Source organism: Prauserella shujinwangii (assembly GCF_003001955.1).
In the GTDB taxonomy this organism is placed as follows: Bacteria; Actinomycetota; Actinomycetes; order Mycobacteriales; family Pseudonocardiaceae; genus Qaidamihabitans; species Qaidamihabitans shujinwangii.
Window position 1 is genome coordinate 37,300 of the sequence record NZ_PVNH01000007.1, and the last position, 20,812, is coordinate 58,111.

The 20,812-nt window shown below is 72.9% G+C and carries 19 protein-coding genes; 17 read left to right on the forward strand and 2 right to left on the reverse strand.

Translation table 11 applies throughout. From position 1 onward, the window contains the following. Positions 1-93: 93 nt before the first annotated feature. The 3 genes from B0I33_RS17480 (at position 94) to B0I33_RS17490 (ending at position 5,063) form a co-directional block, all read left to right on the forward strand. Positions 94-951: a sulfurtransferase gene (locus B0I33_RS17480; protein WP_106179877.1), complete on the forward strand. Its 858-nt coding sequence runs from the start codon at positions 94-96 to the stop codon at positions 949-951. Between the two features lie 228 nt (positions 952-1,179). Further along, positions 1,180-2,352, forward strand: coding sequence for an acetoin utilization protein AcuC (locus tag B0I33_RS17485; protein WP_106179878.1), 1,173 nt, complete (start codon positions 1,180-1,182; stop codon positions 2,350-2,352). A 5-nt stretch (positions 2,353-2,357) separates the two neighbouring features. After that, positions 2,358-5,063, forward strand: coding sequence for a bifunctional acetate--CoA ligase family protein/GNAT family N-acetyltransferase (locus B0I33_RS17490; RefSeq protein ID WP_106179879.1), 2,706 nt, complete (start codon positions 2,358-2,360; stop codon positions 5,061-5,063). A gap of 84 nt (positions 5,064-5,147) precedes the next feature. Here the strand turns inward: B0I33_RS17490 and B0I33_RS17495 are convergent, their stop codons facing one another. Together B0I33_RS17495 and B0I33_RS17500 are read right to left on the reverse strand one after the other, a co-directional pair. Beyond that, positions 5,148-6,224, reverse strand: coding sequence for an acyl-CoA dehydrogenase family protein (locus B0I33_RS17495; RefSeq protein ID WP_106179880.1), 1,077 nt, complete (start codon positions 6,222-6,224; stop codon positions 5,148-5,150). Between the two features lie 31 nt (positions 6,225-6,255). Beyond that, the gene (locus tag B0I33_RS17500; protein ID WP_106179881.1) at positions 6,256-7,437 is read right to left on the reverse strand and encodes an acyl-CoA dehydrogenase family protein; all 1,182 of its coding nucleotides are present in this window, start codon (positions 7,435-7,437) and stop codon (positions 6,256-6,258) included. 89 nt (positions 7,438-7,526) lie between these two features. Here B0I33_RS17500 and B0I33_RS17505 point away from each other — a divergent pair, with 89 nt between their 5' ends. The 14 genes from B0I33_RS17505 (at position 7,527) to B0I33_RS17570 (ending at position 20,806) form a co-directional block, all read left to right on the forward strand. Further along, entirely contained in the window at positions 7,527-7,718 is a 192-nt protein-coding gene (locus B0I33_RS17505; protein WP_106180157.1) for a ferredoxin, read from the forward strand. 97 nt (positions 7,719-7,815) lie between these two features. Further along, on the forward strand, positions 7,816-8,700 hold the full coding sequence (locus B0I33_RS17510) for a 3-oxoacyl-ACP reductase (protein ID WP_106180158.1): 885 nt from the start codon (positions 7,816-7,818) through the stop codon (positions 8,698-8,700). A 12-nt stretch (positions 8,701-8,712) separates the two neighbouring features. After that, positions 8,713-10,221, forward strand: a complete 1,509-nt coding sequence (locus tag B0I33_RS17515; RefSeq protein WP_106179882.1) for an aldehyde dehydrogenase family protein — start codon at positions 8,713-8,715, stop codon at positions 10,219-10,221. A 5-nt stretch (positions 10,222-10,226) separates the two neighbouring features. Beyond that, positions 10,227-10,988 carry a glucose 1-dehydrogenase gene (locus B0I33_RS17520; RefSeq protein ID WP_106180159.1) on the forward strand — a complete coding sequence of 254 codons (762 nt, stop codon included), beginning with the start codon at positions 10,227-10,229 and terminating at the stop codon, positions 10,986-10,988. A gap of 24 nt (positions 10,989-11,012) precedes the next feature. Further along, entirely contained in the window at positions 11,013-11,813 is an 801-nt protein-coding gene (locus B0I33_RS17525) for an MlaE family ABC transporter permease (RefSeq protein ID WP_106179883.1), read from the forward strand. Between the two features lie 2 nt (positions 11,814-11,815). Further along, positions 11,816-12,661 (forward strand): MlaE family ABC transporter permease, encoded by an 846-nt coding sequence (locus tag B0I33_RS17530; protein ID WP_106179884.1) that lies wholly within the window; start codon positions 11,816-11,818, stop codon positions 12,659-12,661. After that, positions 12,658-13,977, forward strand: coding sequence for an MCE family protein (locus tag B0I33_RS17535; RefSeq protein ID WP_106179885.1), 1,320 nt, complete (start codon positions 12,658-12,660; stop codon positions 13,975-13,977). Before B0I33_RS17530 ends, B0I33_RS17535 begins: the two co-directional genes overlap by 4 nt. Further along, positions 13,974-15,008 carry an MCE family protein gene (locus B0I33_RS17540; RefSeq protein WP_106179886.1) on the forward strand — a complete coding sequence of 345 codons (1,035 nt, stop codon included), beginning with the start codon at positions 13,974-13,976 and terminating at the stop codon, positions 15,006-15,008. The genes B0I33_RS17535 and B0I33_RS17540 overlap by 4 nt, the downstream gene beginning before the upstream one ends. An 85-nt stretch (positions 15,009-15,093) precedes the next feature. Continuing rightward, positions 15,094-16,125 carry an MCE family protein gene (locus B0I33_RS17545; RefSeq protein WP_106180160.1) on the forward strand — a complete coding sequence of 344 codons (1,032 nt, stop codon included), beginning with the start codon at positions 15,094-15,096 and terminating at the stop codon, positions 16,123-16,125. Beyond that, entirely contained in the window at positions 16,122-17,318 is a 1,197-nt protein-coding gene (locus B0I33_RS17550; RefSeq protein WP_106179887.1) for an MCE family protein, read from the forward strand. Before B0I33_RS17545 ends, B0I33_RS17550 begins: the two co-directional genes overlap by 4 nt. Next, positions 17,315-18,481, forward strand: coding sequence for an MCE family protein (locus B0I33_RS17555; protein WP_106179888.1), 1,167 nt, complete (start codon positions 17,315-17,317; stop codon positions 18,479-18,481). Before B0I33_RS17550 ends, B0I33_RS17555 begins: the two co-directional genes overlap by 4 nt. Continuing rightward, entirely contained in the window at positions 18,481-19,725 is a 1,245-nt protein-coding gene (locus B0I33_RS17560; protein ID WP_106179889.1) for an MCE family protein, read from the forward strand. The genes B0I33_RS17555 and B0I33_RS17560 overlap by 1 nt, the downstream gene beginning before the upstream one ends. Beyond that, positions 19,722-20,204, forward strand: a complete 483-nt coding sequence (locus B0I33_RS17565) for a hypothetical protein (RefSeq protein ID WP_106179890.1) — start codon at positions 19,722-19,724, stop codon at positions 20,202-20,204. Before B0I33_RS17560 ends, B0I33_RS17565 begins: the two co-directional genes overlap by 4 nt. Beyond that, on the forward strand, positions 20,201-20,806 hold the full coding sequence (locus B0I33_RS17570) for a hypothetical protein (protein WP_245900784.1): 606 nt from the start codon (positions 20,201-20,203) through the stop codon (positions 20,804-20,806). Before B0I33_RS17565 ends, B0I33_RS17570 begins: the two co-directional genes overlap by 4 nt. Positions 20,807-20,812 lie beyond the last annotated feature (6 nt).

Here is a 20,812-nt window from a genome sequence, read left to right on the forward strand (position 1 = left end):
ACGGTTTCCGCAGGCGATCACCAGCCCACGAGCCGCCTCCGGTGCCGTCCGCCCACGCTGCGTGAACGGATCCGCCCCGGGGAGGATGAGCGCATGCATCCCGTCATCTCGACCGCCGATCTCGCGGCCCTGCTCGACGCCGGGCCCGCCGCCCGGCCGACCGTGCTGGACGTCCGCTGGCGGCTGGCCGGCCCGCCGGGCGTCGATTCGTACCATGCGGGTCACCTGCCCGGTGCGGCCTACCTCGACCTCGACACCGAGCTCGCCGGCAGTCCCGGGGCCGGGGGCAGGCACCCGCTGCCCGAACCCGGAGCACTGCAGCGCAGCCTGCGGGCGGCGGGGGTGCGGGCAGGGCATCCCGTGGTCGCCTACGACGACGGCGACTCCTCCGTCGCCGCCAGGGCGTGGTGGCTGCTGCGCTGGGCCGGCCACCGCGAGGTGGCCGTCCTCGACGGTGGCTTCGCCGCCTGGCAGGCCGAGGGCAGGCCGGTCACGACGGAATCCGACGAGGCCACCGCGCCACGGGAGGGCGACATCACGGTGCGGCCGGGCGGGATGCCGGTGCTCGACGCCGAGGGTGCCGTCCGCTACGCCCGCTCCGGCGTGCTGCTCGACGCGCGGGCGCCGCAGCGATACACCGGCGAGACCGAGCCCGTCGACCCGCGCCCTGGTCACATCCCCGGAGCGCGCAACGCCCCGTTCAGCGCCCACAGCGGGCCCGACGGCCGCTGGCGCGCTCCGGAGGAGCTGGCCGGGCACTTCGCGGCGCTCGGGGTGGAGCCGGGCGTCCCGGTCGGCGCGTACTGCGGTTCGGGTGTCACGGCCAGCTCCGTGGTACTGGCGCTGGAACTCGCCGGGCACCCGGAACCGGCCGCGCTGTACCCGGGCTCGTGGTCGGAGTGGTCCGCCGACCCGGAGCGGCCCGCCGCCACGGGCCCCACCCCGGGCTGAGCGCCCGCGAGAACGCAGCACTCACGTGCGGGAACGCAGCACTCGCGAGTGCCGCGTTCGGGCCTGCGAGTGCTGCACTCGAGACGGCGAGTGCTGCGTTCGGAGCCGTGAGTGCCGCGTTCGGGGCGGCGAGTGCTGCGCTCGGGGCGGCGAGTGCCGCGTTCGGGCCTGCCCGTCCGTGCGCGGGCCTGCTGCCCGCGGCCCGGATCCGGGCTAGGGTCAACAGTCATGTCCGCACCGGCCGTCGTCTGGGATTCCGCACTGCTCGCCTACGACCTCGGCGGCGAGCACCCGTTCAACCCCGTCCGGCTCGACCTGGCCATCCGGCTGGCCACGGCCCTGGGTGTGCTGGACGACGTCCCGCTGCTCGTGCCCGAGCCCGCCACCGAGGCGGAGCTGTACCGGGCGCACACCGCCGAGTACCTGGAGGCGGTGAAGCAGGCCCCGATGGCGGGCTGGGACGTCGGGCACGGGCTCGGCACCGACGACAACCCCGTCTTCACCGACATGCACGAGGCGGCGTCACTGGTCGTGGGCTCGACGCTGCTCGGCGCCCGGCACATCGCCGAGGGGCGCGCGCGGCGCGCGGTGAACATCGCGGGCGGGCTGCACCACGCCATGCGTGACCACGCCTCCGGGTTCTGCGTCTACAACGACTGCACGGTCGCGATCTCGTGGCTGCTCGACCACGGGTTCGACCGCATCGCCTACCTCGACACCGACGTGCACCATGGCGACGGGGTGCAGGCCGCCTTCTACGGCGACCCGAGAGTGCTCACCGTCTCGCTGCACCAGCACCCGTTCACGCTGTGGCCCGGCACCGGCTACTCCGCCGAGGTGGGCGCGGAGGGGGCCGAGGGCACGGCGGTGAACATCCCGCTGCCACCGCGCACCAAGGACGCGGGCTGGCTGCGTGCCTTCCACGCGGTGGTGCCGTCCCTGCTCGCTGCGTTCCGCCCGCAGGTGCTGGTCACCCAGTGCGGCGTCGACTCGCACGAGGAGGACCCGCTCGCCGACCTCTCGCTCACCGTGGACGGCCACCGCGCGATCTACCGCACGCTGCGCACGCTGGCGGACGAGCACGCCGACGGCCGCTGGCTCGCCGTCGGTGGCGGGGGATACCAGCTCATCCGCGTCGTGCCCCGCTCGTGGACACACCTCATCGCCACCGTCCTCGACCGGGACGTGGCGCCGCAGACCCCGCTCCCGGCGAGCTGGACCGGCCTGGTGCGCGGGGCCGCGCCGCACGCGGAGCTGCCGCTCGGCATGAGCGACGGCGGCGACACCGGGTTCCAGCCGTGGGGCGACGGGCTCGACGACGCCGTCGACGTCGCCGTCCGGGACACCCGCCGCGCGGTCTTCCCGCTGCACGGCCTCGATCCGGACGACCCGAGGGACTGACCACCATGACGAGCAGGCCGACCGAAACGGCGAGGGATCCCTACGACTACCCGCGGCACTGGGAGGCGGACGTCCTGCTGTCCGACGGCGGGACCGTGCACCTGCGGCCGATCGTGCCCTCGGACGCCGACGGGCTCGTCGCGCTGCACGCGCGGCTGTCCGAGCGGACGAGGTACCTGCGCTACTTCGGCGCCTATCCGCGCATCCCCGCCAGGGACCTGGAGCGGTTCTCCACGGTCGACCACCACGACCGGGTCGCGTTCGTCGCGCTGCTCGGCGACGACATCGTGGCGGTCGGCCGCTACGAGCGCCTCGACGCCGACTCGGCCGAGGTCGCCTTCGTGGTGGACGACGCGCACCAGGGGCGGGGGCTCGGCTCGATCCTGCTGGAACACCTCGCCGCCGCCGCGTCCGAGTCGGGGGTGCGCCGGTTCGTGGCGGAGGTGCTCGCCGAGAACTCGCAGATGGTCCGCGTGTTCCGGGACGCGGGCTACCAGGTCAGCCGCGCGTTCGAGGAGGGCCTGCTGCACCTCGAGTTCGACATCGACCCCACCGAGGAGTCGCTCGCCGTGGCCAGGGCGAGGGAGCAGGCCGCCGAGGCCCGCAGCGTGCACAACCTGCTGCACCCGAAGTCGGTGGCGGTCATCGGCGCCTCCACCGACTCCAGCAAGATCGGTTACGCGGTGCTGACCAACCTGCTGTCGGCGGACTTCGCGGGCACCGTCTACCCGGTCAACCCCGAGCACGCCTCGGTGCGCGGCGTCCGCGCGTACCCCTCGGTGCTGGAGATCCCCGACCCGGTGGACCTCGCGGTGGTCGCCGTGCCCGCCGACCAGGTGGAGGCCGTGCTGGACGGGGCGCTCGCCAAGGGCGTCAAGACGCTGCTGATCGTGTCGAGCGGCTTCGGCGAGGCGGGCCCGCACGGCCTGCACGCCGAGCTGCGGCTGGTCGGGGAGGCCAGGGCACACGGAATGCGCGTGGTCGGCCCCAACGCGCTCGGGGTGCTCAACACCGATCCCGCGGTGCGGCTGAACGCCACCCTGGCGCCGCGCCTGCCCAAGCGGGGGCGCACCGGGTTCTTCTGCCAGTCCGGTGCGCTCGGCATCGCGATCCTGGCCGACGCCGAGGCGCGCGGCCTCGGGCTGTCGACGTTCGTCTCGGCGGGCAACCGGGCCGACGTCTCCGGCAACGACCTGCTGCAGTACTGGGAGACCGACCCGAACACCGATCTGGTGCTGCTCTACCTGGAGTCGTTCGGCAACCCGCGCAAGTTCGGCCGGCTGGCCCGCAGACTCGCGCGGAGCAAGCCGATCGTGGCGGTGAAGTCGGGCAGGCACGCGGTGCGCCCGCAGCTGGCCGCCACCTCGGTCGAGGTCGACGAGGCCAGCGTGCAGGCGCTGTTCGAGCAGGCCGGGGTGGTACGGGTCGACTCGCTGGCGCAGCTGTTCGACACCGCGCTGGTGTTCGCGCACCAGCCGCTGCCCTCGGGCGCGCGGATCGCGATCGTCGGCAACTCCAGCGCCATCGGCATGCTCGCCGCGGACACGGCGCGGGCGCAGGGCCTCCGGCTGGCCTACGAGCCGGTCGACGTCGGATCGCAGGCGGGGCCAGGCGAGTTCGCCGCCGCGGTGGGGGAGGCGCTCAACTCGCCGGAGGTGGACGCGCTGGTGGTCGTGTTCGTGCCGCCGGTGGCGATCCCCGGCACCACGTACGCGCGGGCGCTGCGTGAGACGGTGGACGGACACGGCGGCGGCCGGAGCAAGCCGATCGTGTCCACGTTCCTCGCCGCCGAGGGCGTGCCGGACGAGCTGGCCGTGCTCTCGGCCGGCGGTGCGCCGACGTTCGGTTCCATCCCGTCGTACCCGAGCCCGGAGCGGGCGGTGAACGCGCTCGCGCGGGTGGTCCGCTACGCCGCGTGGCGCGAGCGGCCGCAGGGCTCGGTCGTGCGGCCGGAGGGCATCCACCGCGAGCACGCGCAGAGCATCGTGCACGACCTGCTGGCCGAGGCGGACGGGCGGGGCACCGTGCTGTCCGACGACGACGTGGTGCGGCTGCTCGACTGCTACGGCATCGGGGTCGTGCCGTTCCGGGTGGTCTCCGGTGAGGACGACGCGGTGGCCGCCGCGGCGGAGCTCGGCTACCCGGTGACGATCAAGGCCGTGGACGAGCGGCTGCGGGGCAGGCCGGACCTCGCCGGGGTGCGGCTCGACCTCACATCCGAGGAGTTCGTGCGGGTGAGCTACCGCGATGTGTGCGCGGTCTCCGGCACCGACGAGGTCTACGTGCAGCGCATGGCGCCGAAGGGGCTGTCGTGCGTGATCGGACTGCAGGACGACCCCTCGTTCGGCACGCTGGTCCGGTTCGCGCTGTCCGGGCTGGTCAGCTCGCTGCTCGGCGACCAGGCTTTCCGCGCGGTGCCGCTGACCGACGTCGACGCGGCGACGCTGGTGCGGGAGCCGAGGACCGCGCCGCTGCTGACGGGCTACCGCGGCGACGAGCCCGCCGACCTCGCCGCGTTGCAGGACCTCGTGCTGCGCGTGGCGGCGCTGGCCGAGGACAACCCGGAAGTCCGCTCGCTCACGCTCGACCCGATCCTCGCCTCGCCCGAGGGCGCGTTCGTCACCAACGCGACGGTGGTGCTGGGCCCGCCGCCGTCCCGGCCGGACACCGGCCCGCGCCGCCTGCGCCCGATCACCGCGCCCGGGGACTAGCGCCCAACGCGGAACTCGCGCGCGGGAACGCGGAACGCACCGCCCGGAACGCGGAACTCGCGTGCGGGAGCGGGGGACTCGCGGTCAGGCCAGCAGCCCGCCGAGGTGACGTAGCTGCGCGGTGGCTCCGCCGAGGGCGAACTCGTGCCGCTTGGCGGCCACGAAGTAGCGGTGCAGGGGGTGCTCCACGTCGATGCCGACGCCGCCGTGGACGTGGACCGCGGTGTGCGCGACACGGTGGCCCGCTTGGGCGGCCCAGTACTTGGCCGTGGCCGCCTCCTCGGCGGCCGGTTCACCCGCCGAGAGCCGCCACGCGGCCTGCCACAGCGTCAGCCGCACGGCCTCCACGTCGACGTAGGCGTCGGCCAGGCGTTGCCGCACCGCCTGGAACCCGCCGATGACCTGGCCGAACTGCTCCCGCTCGCGGGCGTGCGCCGCCGTCAGCTCCAGCGCGCGTTCGAGCACGCCGAGCTGCAGCGCGCACACACCGACGGTGCCGCGCAGGCGCACCCCGTCGGCGACGGCGGTGCCGAGCACGTCGTCCGCGCCCACGGTCACGTCGGTCGCCTCGACCAGCGCGGCGTCGGCGTGGTCGACCACCCGCTGCGGGGTGATCGTGAGTCCCGGCGCCTCGGCACCGACGAGCGCCAGCACGTCGCCGTTCCCGGTGGTCGCCCGCACGAGCAGGCCGTCGGCGAACGCGCCGAAGGCCACGGCGGTCTGCGCGCCGGAGAGCCGCCAGCCCTCGCCGGCGCGCTCGGCGGTGAACCCGGTGGGCGTGCCGGTGTCCGGCAGCGCCACCGCGAGCACCCGGTCGCCGCGCAGCGCCGGGACGAGCCAGCGCTCCCGCTGCGCTCCCGAGCCGTACTCGGCGAGTGCGGCGCCCGCCATCGTGATCGTCGGCAGGTAGGGCACCGGCGCGACCGCCCGGCCCAGCTCGATCAGCACCGAGCACTGCTCCAGCAGCCCGAACCCGCCGCCCCCGACGGCGGAGGGCAGCGCGGCGTCGAGCACGCCCGCCCGGGCCAGCTCCGTCCACAGTGCCCGGTCGAAGCCGCCGGAACCGTGCGGGCCCAGCGTCTCCGGTGTGACCCGGTCGGTGACGATGCGCCGCGTGAGATCGGCGAGGTCGCGCTGTGCCTCGGTGGGGGAGAAGTCCATGCGAATCCTTCCTGCGGGAGCCTCGCGGGGTTCAGCGGGTGACGGGCAGGCCGAGTGCGGTCGCGGCGACGATGTCGCGCTGCACCTCGTTGGTGCCGCCGCCGAAGGTGAGGATCAGCGACGAGCGGTGCAGGCGTTCGATCCGGCCCTGCAGCGGCGCCGCCGCGGAGTCCTCGCGCACGATCGACCCCGCGCCGAGGACCTCCATCAGCAGCCGGTAGGCCTCGATGGCGAGCTCGGTGCCGAACACCTTGGTCGCCGACGCCTCGGCGGGGCCGAGCTCGCCCTCGGCCGCGGCCCACGCGATCTTCCAGTTGCGCAGCTTCAGGTACTCGGCGTGGGCGTGCACCCGGGCCAGGTGTGCCCGCACCCAGTCGGCGTCGATGACGCAGCTGCCGTCGGCCTGCTTGGTCCCGCGCGCCCAGTCGCGGACGTCGGCCAGCGCGGACCGGATCGGCGCCGCCGAGGTGAGCGCCACCCGCTCGTGGTTGAGCTGGTTGGTGATCAGCGGCCAGCCCTCGTTCTCCCCGGCGATGCGGGCGCTCACGGGGACCCGCACGTCCGAGTAGTACGTGGCGCTGGTGCCGGGGCCCGCCACCGTGTGCACCTTGGTCCACGAGAACCCCTCGGCGTCGGTGGGCACCACGAGGATGCTCAGGCCCTTGTGCCTGCGCGCCTCCGGGTCGGTCCGCGCCGCGAGCCAGACGTAGTCGGCGTACTCGATGAGGCTCGTCCACATCTTCTGCCCGTTGATCACGTACTCGTCGCCGTCCCGGACGGCACGGGTGCGCAGGGACGCGAGGTCCGTGCCCGCCTCGGGCTCGGAGTAGCCGATCGAGAAGTGCAGCTCGCCGGCCGCGATCCGCGGCAGGTAGAACTCCTTCTGCTCGGCCGTGCCGAACCGCATGATCGTGGGTCCGATGGTGTTGATCGTCAGGAACGGCACCGGCACGCCCGCGATCGCGGCCTCGTCGGTGAACACCAGCTGGTCGAGCATCGAGCGGGCGCGCCCGCCGTACTCCTCCGGCCAGCCGAGCGCGAGCCAGCCCGCGCGGCCCAGCTCCCGCACGATCTCCTGGTAGGCGGCGCCGTCGCCGTACTCTCCCCCCGCGCCGCGCAGGGCCGCGCGCCGCTCGGGGGTCATCAGGTCGGCGAAGTAGCCGCGCAGCTCGGCACGCAGTTCCTCGTGCTCCGGCGCGTAGGCGATGCGCATCCAATCCTCCAGCTCGCCGTTGGTCTGGTGTGGGGCGGGCCCGCGGCGCTAGTGTAGAACAAGTTCTACTTTTTCAGGAGGTGCCGATCGTGGAGGTCAGTGTCGACCGGACGTTGTGCGAGGCGAACGAGGTCTGCGTGGCGATCGCGCCGGCCGTCTTCGAGCTCGACGACGACGAGGAGCTGCGCATCGTCCAGCCGCACCCGCCACAGGAGGAACTAGAACGTGTTTCGCATGCTGTGGCTTCGTGTCCGAAGAATGCCCTGCTCATGCGTGAGTAGTGCCGCCAAATCGAGGCTTGCCGTGAGCGAGAACAGATTCTAGTCTGGCGCAGTGTTCGAGCAGATCGAGACACCTGACAACAACGGGACACCCGAGGTGAGCCTCGACGGGCGGGTCGCCGTCGTCACCGGCGCCGGGGCCGGTCTCGGCCGGGCCGAGGCGCTCGCCCTCGCCGCCGCGGGCGCCTCGGTCGTGGTCAACGACGTCTCCCCGGACGCCTCCGCCGTGGTCGACGAGATCGAGGGAGCCGGGGGCAAGGCGCTGCTGGTCACGGGCGACGTGGCCGAGCGGGCCACCGCGGACGCGCTGCTCGCCGCCGCCACCGAGCACTTCGGGGACCTGCACGTGGTCGTCAACAACGCCGGGTTCGTCCGGGACCGGATGGTGTTCTCGATGTCCGACGAGGAGTGGGACAGCGTCGTCCGGGTGCACCTGCGCGGGCACTTCCTGCTCACCAGAGGTGCCACCGCGTACTGGCGCGGCCGGTCCAAAGCGGAGGGTGGGCCGGTCTACGGCCGCATCGTCAACACGGCGTCCGAGGCCTTCCTGGTCGGCTCGGCGGGCCAGCCCAACTACGCCGCCGCGAAGGCGGGCATCGCCGCGCTCACCGTCGCCACCGCGCGGGGGATGGAGCGATACGGCGTGTGCGCCAACGCCGTCTGCCCACGCGCCCGCACCGCCATGACGCGGGACGTCTTCGGCGAGCCACCCGCCGAGGGGACCGACCCGCTCTCGGTCGAGCACGTGGCGCCGTTCGTCGCGTTCCTCGCCTCCCCGGCCGCGGGACGGATCACCGGCCAGGTGTTCGTCGTGCACGGCGGCATGGTCGCGCTGCTCAAGCCGCCCGAGGTCGAACGGCGGTTCGACACCCGGGGCGGGACCTGGACGCCCGCCGAGCTCGCCGAGACGGTCGGCGCGCACTTCGCGGACCGGGACCCCGGCCGCATGTTCGCCGCCCCCGAGATCCTTTCGCTGCCCTAGGAGGGACCCGCCATGACGATCACCGTGCAACCGCACCGCGAGTCGGTCGGGCTGAAGACAGGCCAGCTCTACATCGACGGCCAGTGGGGGCCGGCCGCGGACGGGGCCACCTGGTCCCACCGTCACCCCGCCACCGGCGAGGTGGTCGGCGAGTTCGCCAGCGGCGGCGCCGCCGACGTGGACGCCGCCGTCGCCGCCGCGCGGCGCGCGTTCGACGCGGGCACCTGGTCGCGGTCGCGGGCGAGCGTGCGCGTCGGCGTCCTGCACCGCTGCGCCGAGCTGCTGCGGCGGCACGCCGACGAGCTGCGCGCCCTGCAGGCGCTCGACAACTCCGTCCCGATCGCGTTCGGGAGCATCTACGCGACCTCGGTCGGCGCGGCGGCGGACGTCTTCGACCACCACGCGGGCTGGGTCGACAAGGTCGGCGGGCAGACACTGCCCCCGTACCAGGGCGGCGACCACCTCGCCATGACGTTCCGCGAGCCGATCGGCGTGGTCTCCGCGATCCTGCCGTGGAACGCACCGTTCCTGCTGTTCGCCCAGAAGGTCGCCCCCGCGCTCGCCGCGGGGTGCACGATCGTGCTCAAACCCTCGGAGTACTGCACGTTCTCCGTCCTGCGCATGGTGGAGCTCCTCATCGAGGCCGGGGTGCCCGCCGGCGTGCTCAACGTCGTCACCGGCACCGGGGCAGCGGTCGGCGAGGCGATGATCACCCACCGCGACGTGGACAAGGTCAGCTTCACCGGCAGCAGGGCCGTCGGCAAGCACATCGTCGAGGCCTCGGCGGGCACGCTCAAGCGCGTCTCGCTGGAACTCGGCGGCAAGAGCCCCGCGCTCGTGTTCCCCGACGCCCCCGACATCGGGATCGCCGCCGCGACCGTGGTCGGCGCCGTCACCATGGGCCTTTCCGGGCAGGCGTGCGTGGCCAACACGCGCGCGCTCGTGCACCGCGACGTCTACGACCAGTTCCTCGCCGCCGCGCAGGGCATGGCGGCCGCGGTGACCTACGGCGACCCGTTCGATCCCTCGGTCATGTCCGCCCCGCTCATCAACGAGCGGCAGCTCGAGCGCGTGCTCGGCTACATCGAGAGCGGCAAGTCCGAGGCCAGGCTCGTCACCGGCGGCGAGCGGCTCGGCGGCGAGCTGGCGGCGGGCAACTTCGTGGCGCCCACCATCTTCGCCGACGTGGACAACCGGGCCACGATCGCGCAGGAGGAGATCTTCGGTCCCGTCCTCGCGGTGGTGCCGTTCGGCGACGAGGACGAGGCGATCGCGCTCGCCAACGACACCGAGTACGGGCTCGGGGCCGGGCTGTTCACCGCGGATGTGCAGCGCGCGTTCCGCGTCTCGCGGGCGCTGCGGGCCGGGACCATCGGGATCAACGGCTTCCAGATCGAGCCGCACCTGCCGTTCGGCGGCTTCAAGCAGTCCGGGCTCGGCCGCGAGGGCGGGCAGAGCGCGTTCGAGGCCTACACCGAGCTGAAGTCGGTGTTCCTGCCGCTCACCGACGAGATGATGTGACCGCGATGGGACGGCTGGCAGGCAAGATCGCCCTCATCACCGGTGCGGCCAGGGGCCAGGGCGCCGCCGCGGCGCGCCGGTTCGCCGAGGAGGGCGCCCTGGTGATGATCGCCGACGTCGACGACGCGGGCGGCAAGGAGCTCGCGGACGGTCTCGGCGACCCGGCGCGCTACGTCCACCTGGACGTCTCCGACGAGGACGACTGGGCCAGGGCCGTGGAACGCACCGTCGCCGAGTTCGGCGGGCTGAACGTACTGGTCAACAACGCCGGGGTGCTGCACTTCTCCGCGCTGCACCAGACGAGCCTCGCCGACTACGAGCGGGTGATCCGGGTGAACCAGATCGGGGCGTTTCTCGGGATGCGCTCGGTCGTTGAACCCATGTCCGCCGCGGGTGGCGGGTCGATCGTGAACGTGTCCTCAGTGGAGGGTCTGGCCGGAATGCCGTTCCTCGTCGCCTACACTGCCAGCAAGTTCGCGATCAGGGGCATGACCAAGGTGGCCGCGCTCGAGCTGGGGGAGCGCGGCATCCGGGTCAACTCGCTGCACCCCGGGATGATCGACACGCGGATGGTGCGCGACGCGGCGGGAGGTGCCGACGTGGACTTCTCCCCGATCGCGCGCAGGCTGGCGCTGGGCCGGGTCGGCCAGCCGGAGGAGATCGCGCACCTCGCGCTCTTCCTGGCCAGCGACGAGAGCTCGTACTGCACGGGCGGCGAGTTCGTGGCCGACGGCGGAGCCACCGCCACCCATGCGCTGAAGATCTGACCGGCGGCTGCCTGCGGAGGTGTGATGGGCGCTCAACAGGGATCGACGACGAGGTCGATCCCGGGCACCGCGGCGCTGACCCAGGTCGGCAAACTCGCCACCCTGGCCTGGGAGGTGCTGCGGGCCATCCCGCGCCGCCCCTTCCAGACCAGGGAGTGGATCGAGCAGTGCTGGTTCTTCGCCAGCGTCACGATCCTGCCGACCGCGCTCGTCGCGATCCCGTTCGGCGCCGTCATCGCCCTGCAGCTCGGCTCGCTGACCCAGCAGATCGGCGCGCAGTCGTTCACCGGCGCGGCCAGCGCGCTGGCCATCGTGCAGCAGGCCAGCCCGCTCATCACCGCCCTGCTCGTGGCGGGCGCGGGCGGCAGCGCGGTCTGCGCCGACATCGGCTCCCGCACGATCCGGGAGGAGATCGACGCGATGGCCGTGCTCGGGGTGAACCCGATCCAGCGGCTCATCGTGCCGAGGGTGCTCGCGGCGATCGTCGTTTCGGTGCTGCTGAACGGTCTGGTCAGCGTGGTCGGCGTGCTCGGCGGCTACTTCTTCAACGTCGTCATGCAGGGCGGCACCCCCGGCGCGTACCTCGCGAGCTTCAACGCGCTCGCGCAGCTGCCGGACCTGTGGATCAGCGAGATCAAGGCGTTCCTCTACGGCTTCGTCGCGGGTGTCGTCGCCGCCTTCCGCGGGCTGAACCCCGCGGGCGGGCCCAAGGGTGTCGGGGACGCCGTCAACCAGGCGGTGGTCATCACGTTCCTGCTGCTGTTCCTCATCAACGTGGTGCTGACCGCGATCTACCTGCAGATCGTCCCGCCGAAGGCGTTGTGACCATGACCGGAACGCGCACGACCGACCGGAGGCTGGAGCTCATCGCCCGCCCCGGCCGCAGCCTGGAGGGCTTCGGCGAGCAGCTGTCGTTCTACGCCAGGGCACTCGCCTGGACCCCGCGCACGCTCGCCAAGTACCGCAGGGAGATCCTGCGGCTGCTCACCGAGGTCAGCTTCGGCACGGGCGCGCTCGCCGTGATCGGCGGCACGCTGGGCGTGATGATCGGCATGACCCTGTTCACCGGCCTCATCGTGGGCCTGCAGGGCTACTCGGCGCTGGACCAGCTGGGCACCGCGGCGCTCACCGGGTTCATCTCCGCCTACTTCAACACCCGTGAGGTCGCGCCGCTGTCCGCCGGGCTCGCGCTGTCGGCGACGGTCGGCTGCGGGTTCACCGCCCAGCTCGGAGCCATGCGCATCTCGGAGGAGGTGGACGCGCTCGACGTGATGGGCGTGCCGAGCCTGCCGTACCTCGTCACCACGCGCGTGATCGCCGGGGTCACCGCCGTCATCCCGCTCTACGCCGTCGGGCTGCTGTCCTCCTATCTCGCGTCCCGGCAGATCACGGTCTGGTTCTACGGGCAGTCGGCGGGGACCTACGACCACTACTTCAACCTGTTCCTGCCGCCCGAGGACGTCCTCTGGTCGTTCGGCAAGGTGCTCGTGTTCAGCACGCTGGTGATCCTGTCGCACTGCTACTACGGCTACACGGCGAGCGGCGGGCCCGCCGGGGTGGGCGTGGCCGTCGGCCGCGCCGTGCGGACGTCGATCGTGCTGATCGTCGTCATCGACTTCTTCCTCAGCCTCGCGATCTGGGGCTCCACGACGACCGTGCGGATCTCCGGATGAACCCCGCCCGGACCGACGTGCTGCGCAGGCTCCGGCACCAGGTGCTGGGGCTGGCCTTCCTGCTCGTCGCCGCCCTTTTCATCGCCCTGTGCGTCGCGGTGTACGAGAAGGCGTTCGTCTCCGCCGTCTCCGTGCGGCTGGAGACCGACCGCGTCGGCAACCAGATGCGCGAGGGCGCCGACGTGAAGGTCAGGGGCATGGTGGTGGGCGAGGTCCGCGCCATCGGCGTCACCCGGGACGGCGCCGTGCTGGATCTGGCGCTCCGGCCGGACAAAGTGGACGTCATCCCCGCCAACGTGTCCGCGCGGCTGCTGCCGAAGACCCTGTTCGGGGAGCGCTACGTCGCGCTGCGGGTGCCGGAGCGGCCCTCGCCGAGGCGCATCGCCGAGGGCGACGTGATCGGCCAGGACCGCAGCAGCTCGGCCATCGAACTGGAGCGGGTGCTCGGCAACGTGCTGCCCCTGCTGCGGTCCGTGCAGCCGCAGAAACTGGCCAGCACGCTGAACGCGGTGTCGACGGCGCTGGAGGGACGCGGCGAGCGGCTCGGCGACACGCTCGTGCGGATCTCGGACTACCTCGGCGAGCTCAACCCGTCGCTGCCCGACCTGAAGGCCGACATCACCGGGCTGGCGAACGTGACCGGCACCTACACCGACGCGGCACCCGACTTCCTGCGCGCACTGTCCGATCTCACCACCACGAGCCGCACGATCGTCGACCGGCAACGCGACCTCGCCGGGCTCTACGCGAGCGTCGGCACGGCGGCCACCGACCTGCGCCGCTTCCTCGAGGTCAACCAGGACAACCTCATCGATCTCACCGTCACCGCGCAGCCGACGCTCGACCTGCTCGCGAAGTACGCCCCCGAGTACCCGTGCCTGCTGCGCCAGCTCGCGGAGGCGGTCCCGCGCGCGGAACGCGCGTTCGGCAAGGGCACCGACGAGATGAACCACGTGACGATCCGGATCACCGCGAGCCGCGGCAAGTACCTGCCCGGCGTCGACGAGCCGCGCTACGAGGACAAGCGCGGGCCCCGCTGCTACGAACAGGTCGAGCCACCCGGCGCGTTCCCCCAGTACCCACCGGGCGGACCGGTCCAGGACGGCTCGGCGCATCCCGCGCCGCCCCGGCGCGCCGGCTACTCCGGCGGTGGCTCCACCGCCGGGGTGCCCTCGATCGCCAACTCCGCGGCGGAGCACCGGCTGCTGTCCGTCCTGCTCGCTCCGCGGACGGGGCTGGCGCCCGCCGAGACGCCGGGCTGGGCGGGCCTGCTCGTCGGCCCGCTGTACCGGGGAGCGGAGGTGATCGTCGAATGAGGTCGATCCTTCCGCCGCTGCTGAAGGTCGGCGTGTTCGCCACCGTCACCGTGCTGCTCACGGCCGTGCTCGGCGCGACGATCGCGAACACCAGCTTCCGCCCGGCCACGGACTACTCGGCGCTGTTCACCGACGCCTCGGGGCTGCGCGCGGGAGACGACGTCCGGATCGCGGGCGTCCGCATCGGACAGGTACGCGAGATCGCCGTCACCGAGGACAACCTGGCGGAGGTGCACTTCGACGTCGACTCCGTGCGGGAGCTGCCCGCGGCCGTCACCGCCACCGTCAGGTACCGCAACCTCATCGGGCAGCGCTACCTGTCCCTCGGCACCGATGTGGCGGGCGACGGCGTGCTGCCGGAGGGCGCCCAGATCCCGGTCGAGCGCACCCAGCCGGCACTGAACCTCACGGTGCTGTTCAACGGGTTCAAGCCCCTGTTCCAGGCGCTGAACCCGAAGGAGGTCAACCAGCTCTCGTACGAGATCATCCGTGTGCTGCAGGGCGAGGGCGGCACCATCCGCAGCCTGCTCGCCCGCACCGCGTCGGTCACCTCCGCACTCGCCGACAAGGACGAGGTGATCGGTGCGGTGATCGCCAACCTCAACCGGGTGCTGGACACGGTGAACGGGCGCGGTCCGCGCGTCGGCGAGCTGATCGACGCCACCCAGCAGCTCGTCACCGGGCTCGCCGAGCAGCGCGAGCCGATCGGCGACGCCGTGGCGGCGCTCGGCGAGCTCACCGACACCACCGCGGGCCTGGTCGCCGACGTCCGGCCGTCGCTGCGCGCGGACATCGCGGAGCTGGGCGCGCTGTCCGGCAACCTCGCCGACTCCGAGGAACTGCTCGACCACCTGCTCAAGATCATGCCGGGCAACCTGCGGAAGTTCACGCGCACGCTCAGCTACGGCAGCTGGTTCAACTACTACCTGTGCGGCCTCACCGGCACGATCGGTGTGTCCTCGCTGAACATCACGCTGCCGATCCTGCCGCTGCCCACCACCCAGCAGCCCGAGAGGTGCCAGCTGTCATGATCCTGCCGCTGACCGTGCCTCGTGAGTGGGAAACGTGGTTAGAACGACGTTTCCCACTCACGAGCGTGGGGAGGTGCCGGCCATGGTGAAGCCGCTCAGGGAACGCAACCAGGCCGCCGTCGGCGCCGCGACGGTCGTCCTCGTCGTCCTGGCCACGCTCACGGCGTACTTCTCCGACGACCTCCCGCTGCTCGGCGACGGGACCACCTACTCGGCCCACTTCGCCGAGTCCGCCGGGCTCGTCGCGGGCAACGAGGTGCAGGTGGCCGGGGTGCGGGTCGGGGAGGTCACCGGCGTCGCCCTCGCCGGGAAGAAGGTGCACGTCACGTTCAAGGTGGAGAACACCCGCGTCGGGGACGAGAGCACGGCCGCCATCGAGATCAAGACCCTGCTCGGGGAGAAGTTCCTCGCGCTGCGCCCGTCCGGCGCGGGGACCCAGGACCCGGACGTGCCGATCCCGCTGGAGCGCACCCGGTCGCCGTACGAGATCCAGGACGTGTTCTCCGACCTGAGCGACACCGTCGGCGAGATCGACACCGGCCGGCTCGCCCGCAGCTTCGACGTCATCTCCGAAACCCTGCGCGACACCCCGCGGCACCTGCGCGACGCGCTGCACGGGCTGTCCGCCCTGGCCCGCACGGTGTCCTCACGCGACGACGAGCTGGCGCGGCTGCTGTCCAACACGAGCCAGGTCTCGAAGATCCTCGCCGACCGCAACACCCAGCTGCGCAAGGTGATCCAGGACGGCAACCTGCTGCTCGCCGAGCTGCAGAAGCGGGAGCGGGCCATCGACCGGCTGCTGAGCGGCACCCGCAGGCTCGCCGCGGAGCTGTCCGGGCTCGTGGCCGACAACCGTGCGCAGCTGCGCCCCACCCTTGCCACCCTCGGCACCGTCACCGACCTGCTGCAACGCAACCAGGACAACCTCAACCGCAGCCTGGCGCTGCTCGCGCCGTTCACCCGGCTCGGCGCGAACGCCACGGGCAACGGCCGCTGGTTCGAGGGCTACATCTGCGGCCTGCTGCCACCGGTCATCACCACCGACTACGCGCAGATCAACCCGGAGGGCTGCAGCCCGCCGGTCGCCGCGGACAACCAGGGGGTGGGCAACCCATGACGATCGACACCAGGGCCCGCCGCGGCCTGCACACGTGGGTGGCCGTGGCCTGCGTGGCCGGACTGGTCCTCGCGACCGGGCTGTGGTGGGTGCTCCGCGACTCCGGCGACACCCGGCTCAGCGCCTACTTCGGCAAGACCGTCGGCCTGTACGAGGGCTCGTCGGTGCGCGTGCTCGGGGTGCCCGTCGGCCGGATCACCGCCGTGACGCCGGAGGGCGGCTCCGTGCGGGTCGACATGGCGATCGACGGCGGCGTCGCGATCCCGCCGGACGCGGGTGCCGTGGTGGTCGCGCCGAGCCTCGTGTCCGACCGGTACGTCCAGCTCACGCCCGCCTACGAGACGGGACCGCGGATGGCCGACGGCACCGTGATCCCCCGCGAGCGCACGGCGACGCCCGTCGAGCTCGACGACCTCTACGGCAGCCTGAACGAGCTGTCTACCGCCCTCGGCCCCGACGGCGCCAACGCGGGGGGCGCGCTGTCCGGAGTGCTCGACACGGCCGCGGCCAACCTCAAGGGCAACGGCCGCAACCTCAACGACACCGTCGCGGACCTGGCCGGGCTCGCCCGCACGCTGGACGACTCCAAGGGCGACCTGTTCGCCACCGTGCGGAACCTGCAGTCGTTCACGACGATGCTCGCCGACAGCGACCGCGACCTGAGCGAGTTCTACGACCGGCTCGGCGCGGTGGCCGGCATGCTGGCCGAGGACTCCGCCGACGTGGCGGCGGCGCTGTCCGAGCTCGGCGGCTCGCTCGGCGAGGTGCGCCGGTTCGTCACCGAGAACCGCGAGGCGCTGTCGTCCAACGTGGCGAAGCTGGCCAGCATCACCGGCGTGCTCGTCGACCAGCGGGCGGCACTGGCCGAGGTGCTCGACGTCGGCCCGACCGGCATGACCAACTTCATCAACACCTACGACGCCGCGTCCGGCAGCATCCAGGTGCGCTACAACGCCAACGAGATCGCCCACCCGCTGGTGCAGACCCTGTGCAGGCTGGTGAGCGCGGGCACCCCGGAACAGCTGCCGGACACGCTCGGCGAGCTCTGCTCGGCGCTCGCGCCGGTGCTGGACGGCACGCTGAAGCTGCCGTCGCTGTCGCAGACGCTCAACTCCCTGCAGCGCGGCCAGCTGCCACCGCTGCCGCTCCCGCTCGTCGACCTGCTCGACGGTCAGCTGGGGGGCGTGCGATGAGACGCGGCGGACTGGTGCTCGTGGCCGTGCTGGCACTGCTCGCCGGCTGCGGGGACGGCGGCTTTTCCGGGCTGTACAACGCACCGCTGCCCGGTGGCGCCGACCTCGGCGACCACCCCTACCGCATCACCGCGCGGTTCTCCGACGTGCTCGACCTGGTGCCGCAGGCCGGGGTCAAGGTCAACGACGTGCCGGTGGGCAGGGTCGAGAAGGTGGAACTGGCCGACGACACCCGCTCGGCCGTCGTGACGATGGCCGTCAACGGTGCCGTGCGGCTGCCCGCCAACGCCTACGCCGAGCTGCGCCAGTCCAGCCTGCTCGGCGAGAAGTTCGTCGAGCTGAGCGCGCCACCCGAGCAGCCATCCGCCGAGCCGCTGTCCGAGGGCGACGAGATCCCCCTGGCGCGGACCAACCGCAACCCCGAGGTGGAGGAGGTGCTCGGCGCGCTGTCCCTGCTGCTCAACGGCGGCGGCATCGACCAGCTGCAGAACATCGTGCGCGAGCTCAACGACGCGCTGTCCGGCAACGAGGCCGACATCCGGGCACTGCTGTCCAGAGTGGACCACCTCGCCACCGAACTGGACAGCCAGAAGACCGAGATCATCCGGGCCATCGACGGGCTCAACCGGCTGTCCAGCACCCTCGTCGCGCAGACCGGTGACCTCACCAACGCGCTGGACCACCTCGCCCCGGGCCTGCGGGTGGTCACCGCCCAGCGCGACCAGCTCGTCGGCATGCTGCAGGCGCTCGACCGGCTGTCCGGGGTCGCCGTCGACACCGTGCGCCGCAGCCGGGATGAGCTGGTGGCCAACCTGCGGGCGCTGCAGCCGACGCTGGCCAAGCTGGCGGAGGCAGGGGAGAACCTGCCGAAGGCGCTGCAGATCCTGCCGACCTACCCGTTCCCGGACGCGGCCGGGGCCGTGATCAAGGGCGACTACGCCAACGTCACCGCACGGGTCGACCTCAACCTCGACACACTCGTGCAGAACTTCACCAACTCCTCGCAGCCCGCCATCCCGCTGCCCGGCGGCACCCCCGCGCCGGGCCAGGACGGCACGCCCGCGCCGTCGCTGCCGCTGCCCGGGATCGAGCCGCCCGCCCGGCCGGACCAGCGGGGCGGTGGTCTCGGTGGCCTGCTGGGCAGCCTGCTGGGAGGTGGCTGATGCTGACCGGGAGGCACCGGCTCAAGCTGATCGCGTTCGCCGTCATCGCCGTGGTGTCGGTGGTCTACGCCGGGGCCAACTACGCGGGCCTCGGCAGGCTGTTCGGCACCCAGGGGTACGAGGTGACCGTGCGGCTGGCCGACTCCGGCGGCGTCTTCGTCGGCGCCGAGGTGACCTACCGCGGGGTCGCCGTCGGCAAGGTCGCCGACCTGCGGCTGAGCGAGGAGGGCGTGGACGTCGTCCTCGACATCTCCGACGACGCGCCACCGATCCCCGCCGGTACCACGGCGTCCGTCGCCAACCGTTCCGCCGTCGGCGAGCAGTACGTCGACCTCGCCCCGGAGAACGATGCGGGACCCTACCTCGAGCACGGCTCCGTGATCCCACGCGAGCGGACCTCGCTGCCGCTGGCGCCGGACACCGTGCTGACCAACCTGGACCAGCTGGTGTCCAGTGTGGACACCGGGTCGCTGCGCACCGTCGTCGACGAGACGTACGAGGCGTTCGCGGGCTCGGGGCCCGAGCTGTCGAGGCTGCTCGACGCGGCCGACTCGCTCACCGCGACGGCCACCGAGCACCTGCCGCAGACCCGGACCCTGCTCGCCGACGGGCGGATCGTGCTCGCCACGCAGGAACGGCAGGCGGGCGACATCGCGGCCCTGTCCAGCGGGCTGCGCACCATCGCCGCGCGGCTGAAGGCGGCCGACCCCGACCTGCGCCGGGTGATCGACGAGGCGCCGGAGCTGAGCAGGGAGGTGAGCAGCGTGCTCGCGGAGTCGGGCACCGACCTCGGCGTGCTCATCGCCAACCTGCTCACCACGACCCGGATCACCGCGGCCCGCACCGACGCGATCGAACAGCTCCTCGTCGCCTACCCCGTCATCTCGGCGTTCACCCGGTCGGTCACGTCCAACGGGGAGGGGCACCTCGGGTTCGTGTTCAACCTGTTCGACCCGCCGTCGTGCACCAAGGGCTACGAGACCACGAACCAGCGCCCGGCCAGCGACACGAGCGAGGCGCCGCCGAACACGCAGGCCTACTGCGCCGAGCCGCCGGGCAGCCCCATCGGCGTGCGCGGCGCGCAGAACGCGCCGTTCGCCGGTGCGCCCGTGGACGTGCCCGAACGGCGGCAGGCTCCCGATCCGCACGGCGAGCCGAGGAGGGACGCGCTGCCGGGCATCCTCGACCTGGTGACCGGGCGGGGACCGGTGGACCTCGGCGGCCTGCTGGGGCTGTCCCGATGAGGGCGCTCGCGGTGGCCGCGGTGCTCGCCGTGCTGGCGGCGGGGTGGTCCGGCTGGTCGTGGTGGAGCGCGGAGCGGGACGCCGCGCTCGCCGTGGCCGCCGAACGCGACGCCGTCCTCGCCGCGGTGTCGGACGCCCTGGTCACGCTGCACACGATCGACCACCGCACCGCGGAGGCCGACGTGGGGAAGTGGCTCGCGGTGACCACCGGCAGGCTGGGGGAGGACCTGTCCGGCGACCGGCGGCTGCAGCTGGACCGCGCGGAGGGCACCCGGACGGTCGCGACGGCGACCCTCGTCGACGCCGTCGTCACGGAGCTGGACCGGCAGGAGGGCACCGCGCGGCTCGGCGCGGTGCTCGACGTTCGGGTGAGCGCCGAGGGCGAGCCGGAGGGGCAGCGCCGCAGCAGGCTGCTCGTCGACGCCACGCGCACCGCCGAGGGCTGGAAGGTGAGTTCGGTGCAGGCGGCGGGCCGATGAGCGGCGACGCGCGGGCCACCACGACGACGCGGACGAAGCAGACGGCGGCGGCGAGCGGGACGGACGGGACGAGCGGGACGGACACCCCCAGGCGGCGGGCCACGCTCGCCGCCGTGCTCGCCGGAGTGCTCGTGCTCGCGGTGGCGGCGACGGTGCTCGCCGGGGCGCAGTCCGCGCGGCTGCGCGATCCGGGCGGCAACGCCGCGCTCGCCGACCGCGCCGCGACCGAGGAGGTCACCGAGCAGGTGGGCGCCGGGTTGAAGGCGATCTTCTCGTACGACTACAACAACCTCGCCCGCACCGAGCGGGCCGCCGACCGCGTCCTCGTCGGCCGGGCCGTCGGGCAGTACCGCGAGCGGTTCGCCGAGGCCCGCGAGCAGGCCGAGCGGCAGCGGCTCGTCCGCACCACCACCGTGCGCTCGATCGGCGTCAAGGAGCTGCACGGCGGCACCGCCCGGCTGCTCGTGTTCCTCGACCAGCAGACCCTGCGGGCGGGCGCCGGGGGCGAGGACCGCCGTCAGGACCCGGTCACCGCCGTACTCGACGTCACCGCCGAGAAGTCCGGCGGCGAGTGGCGCATCGCCGACCTCACCCCCCTCTGACCGCGC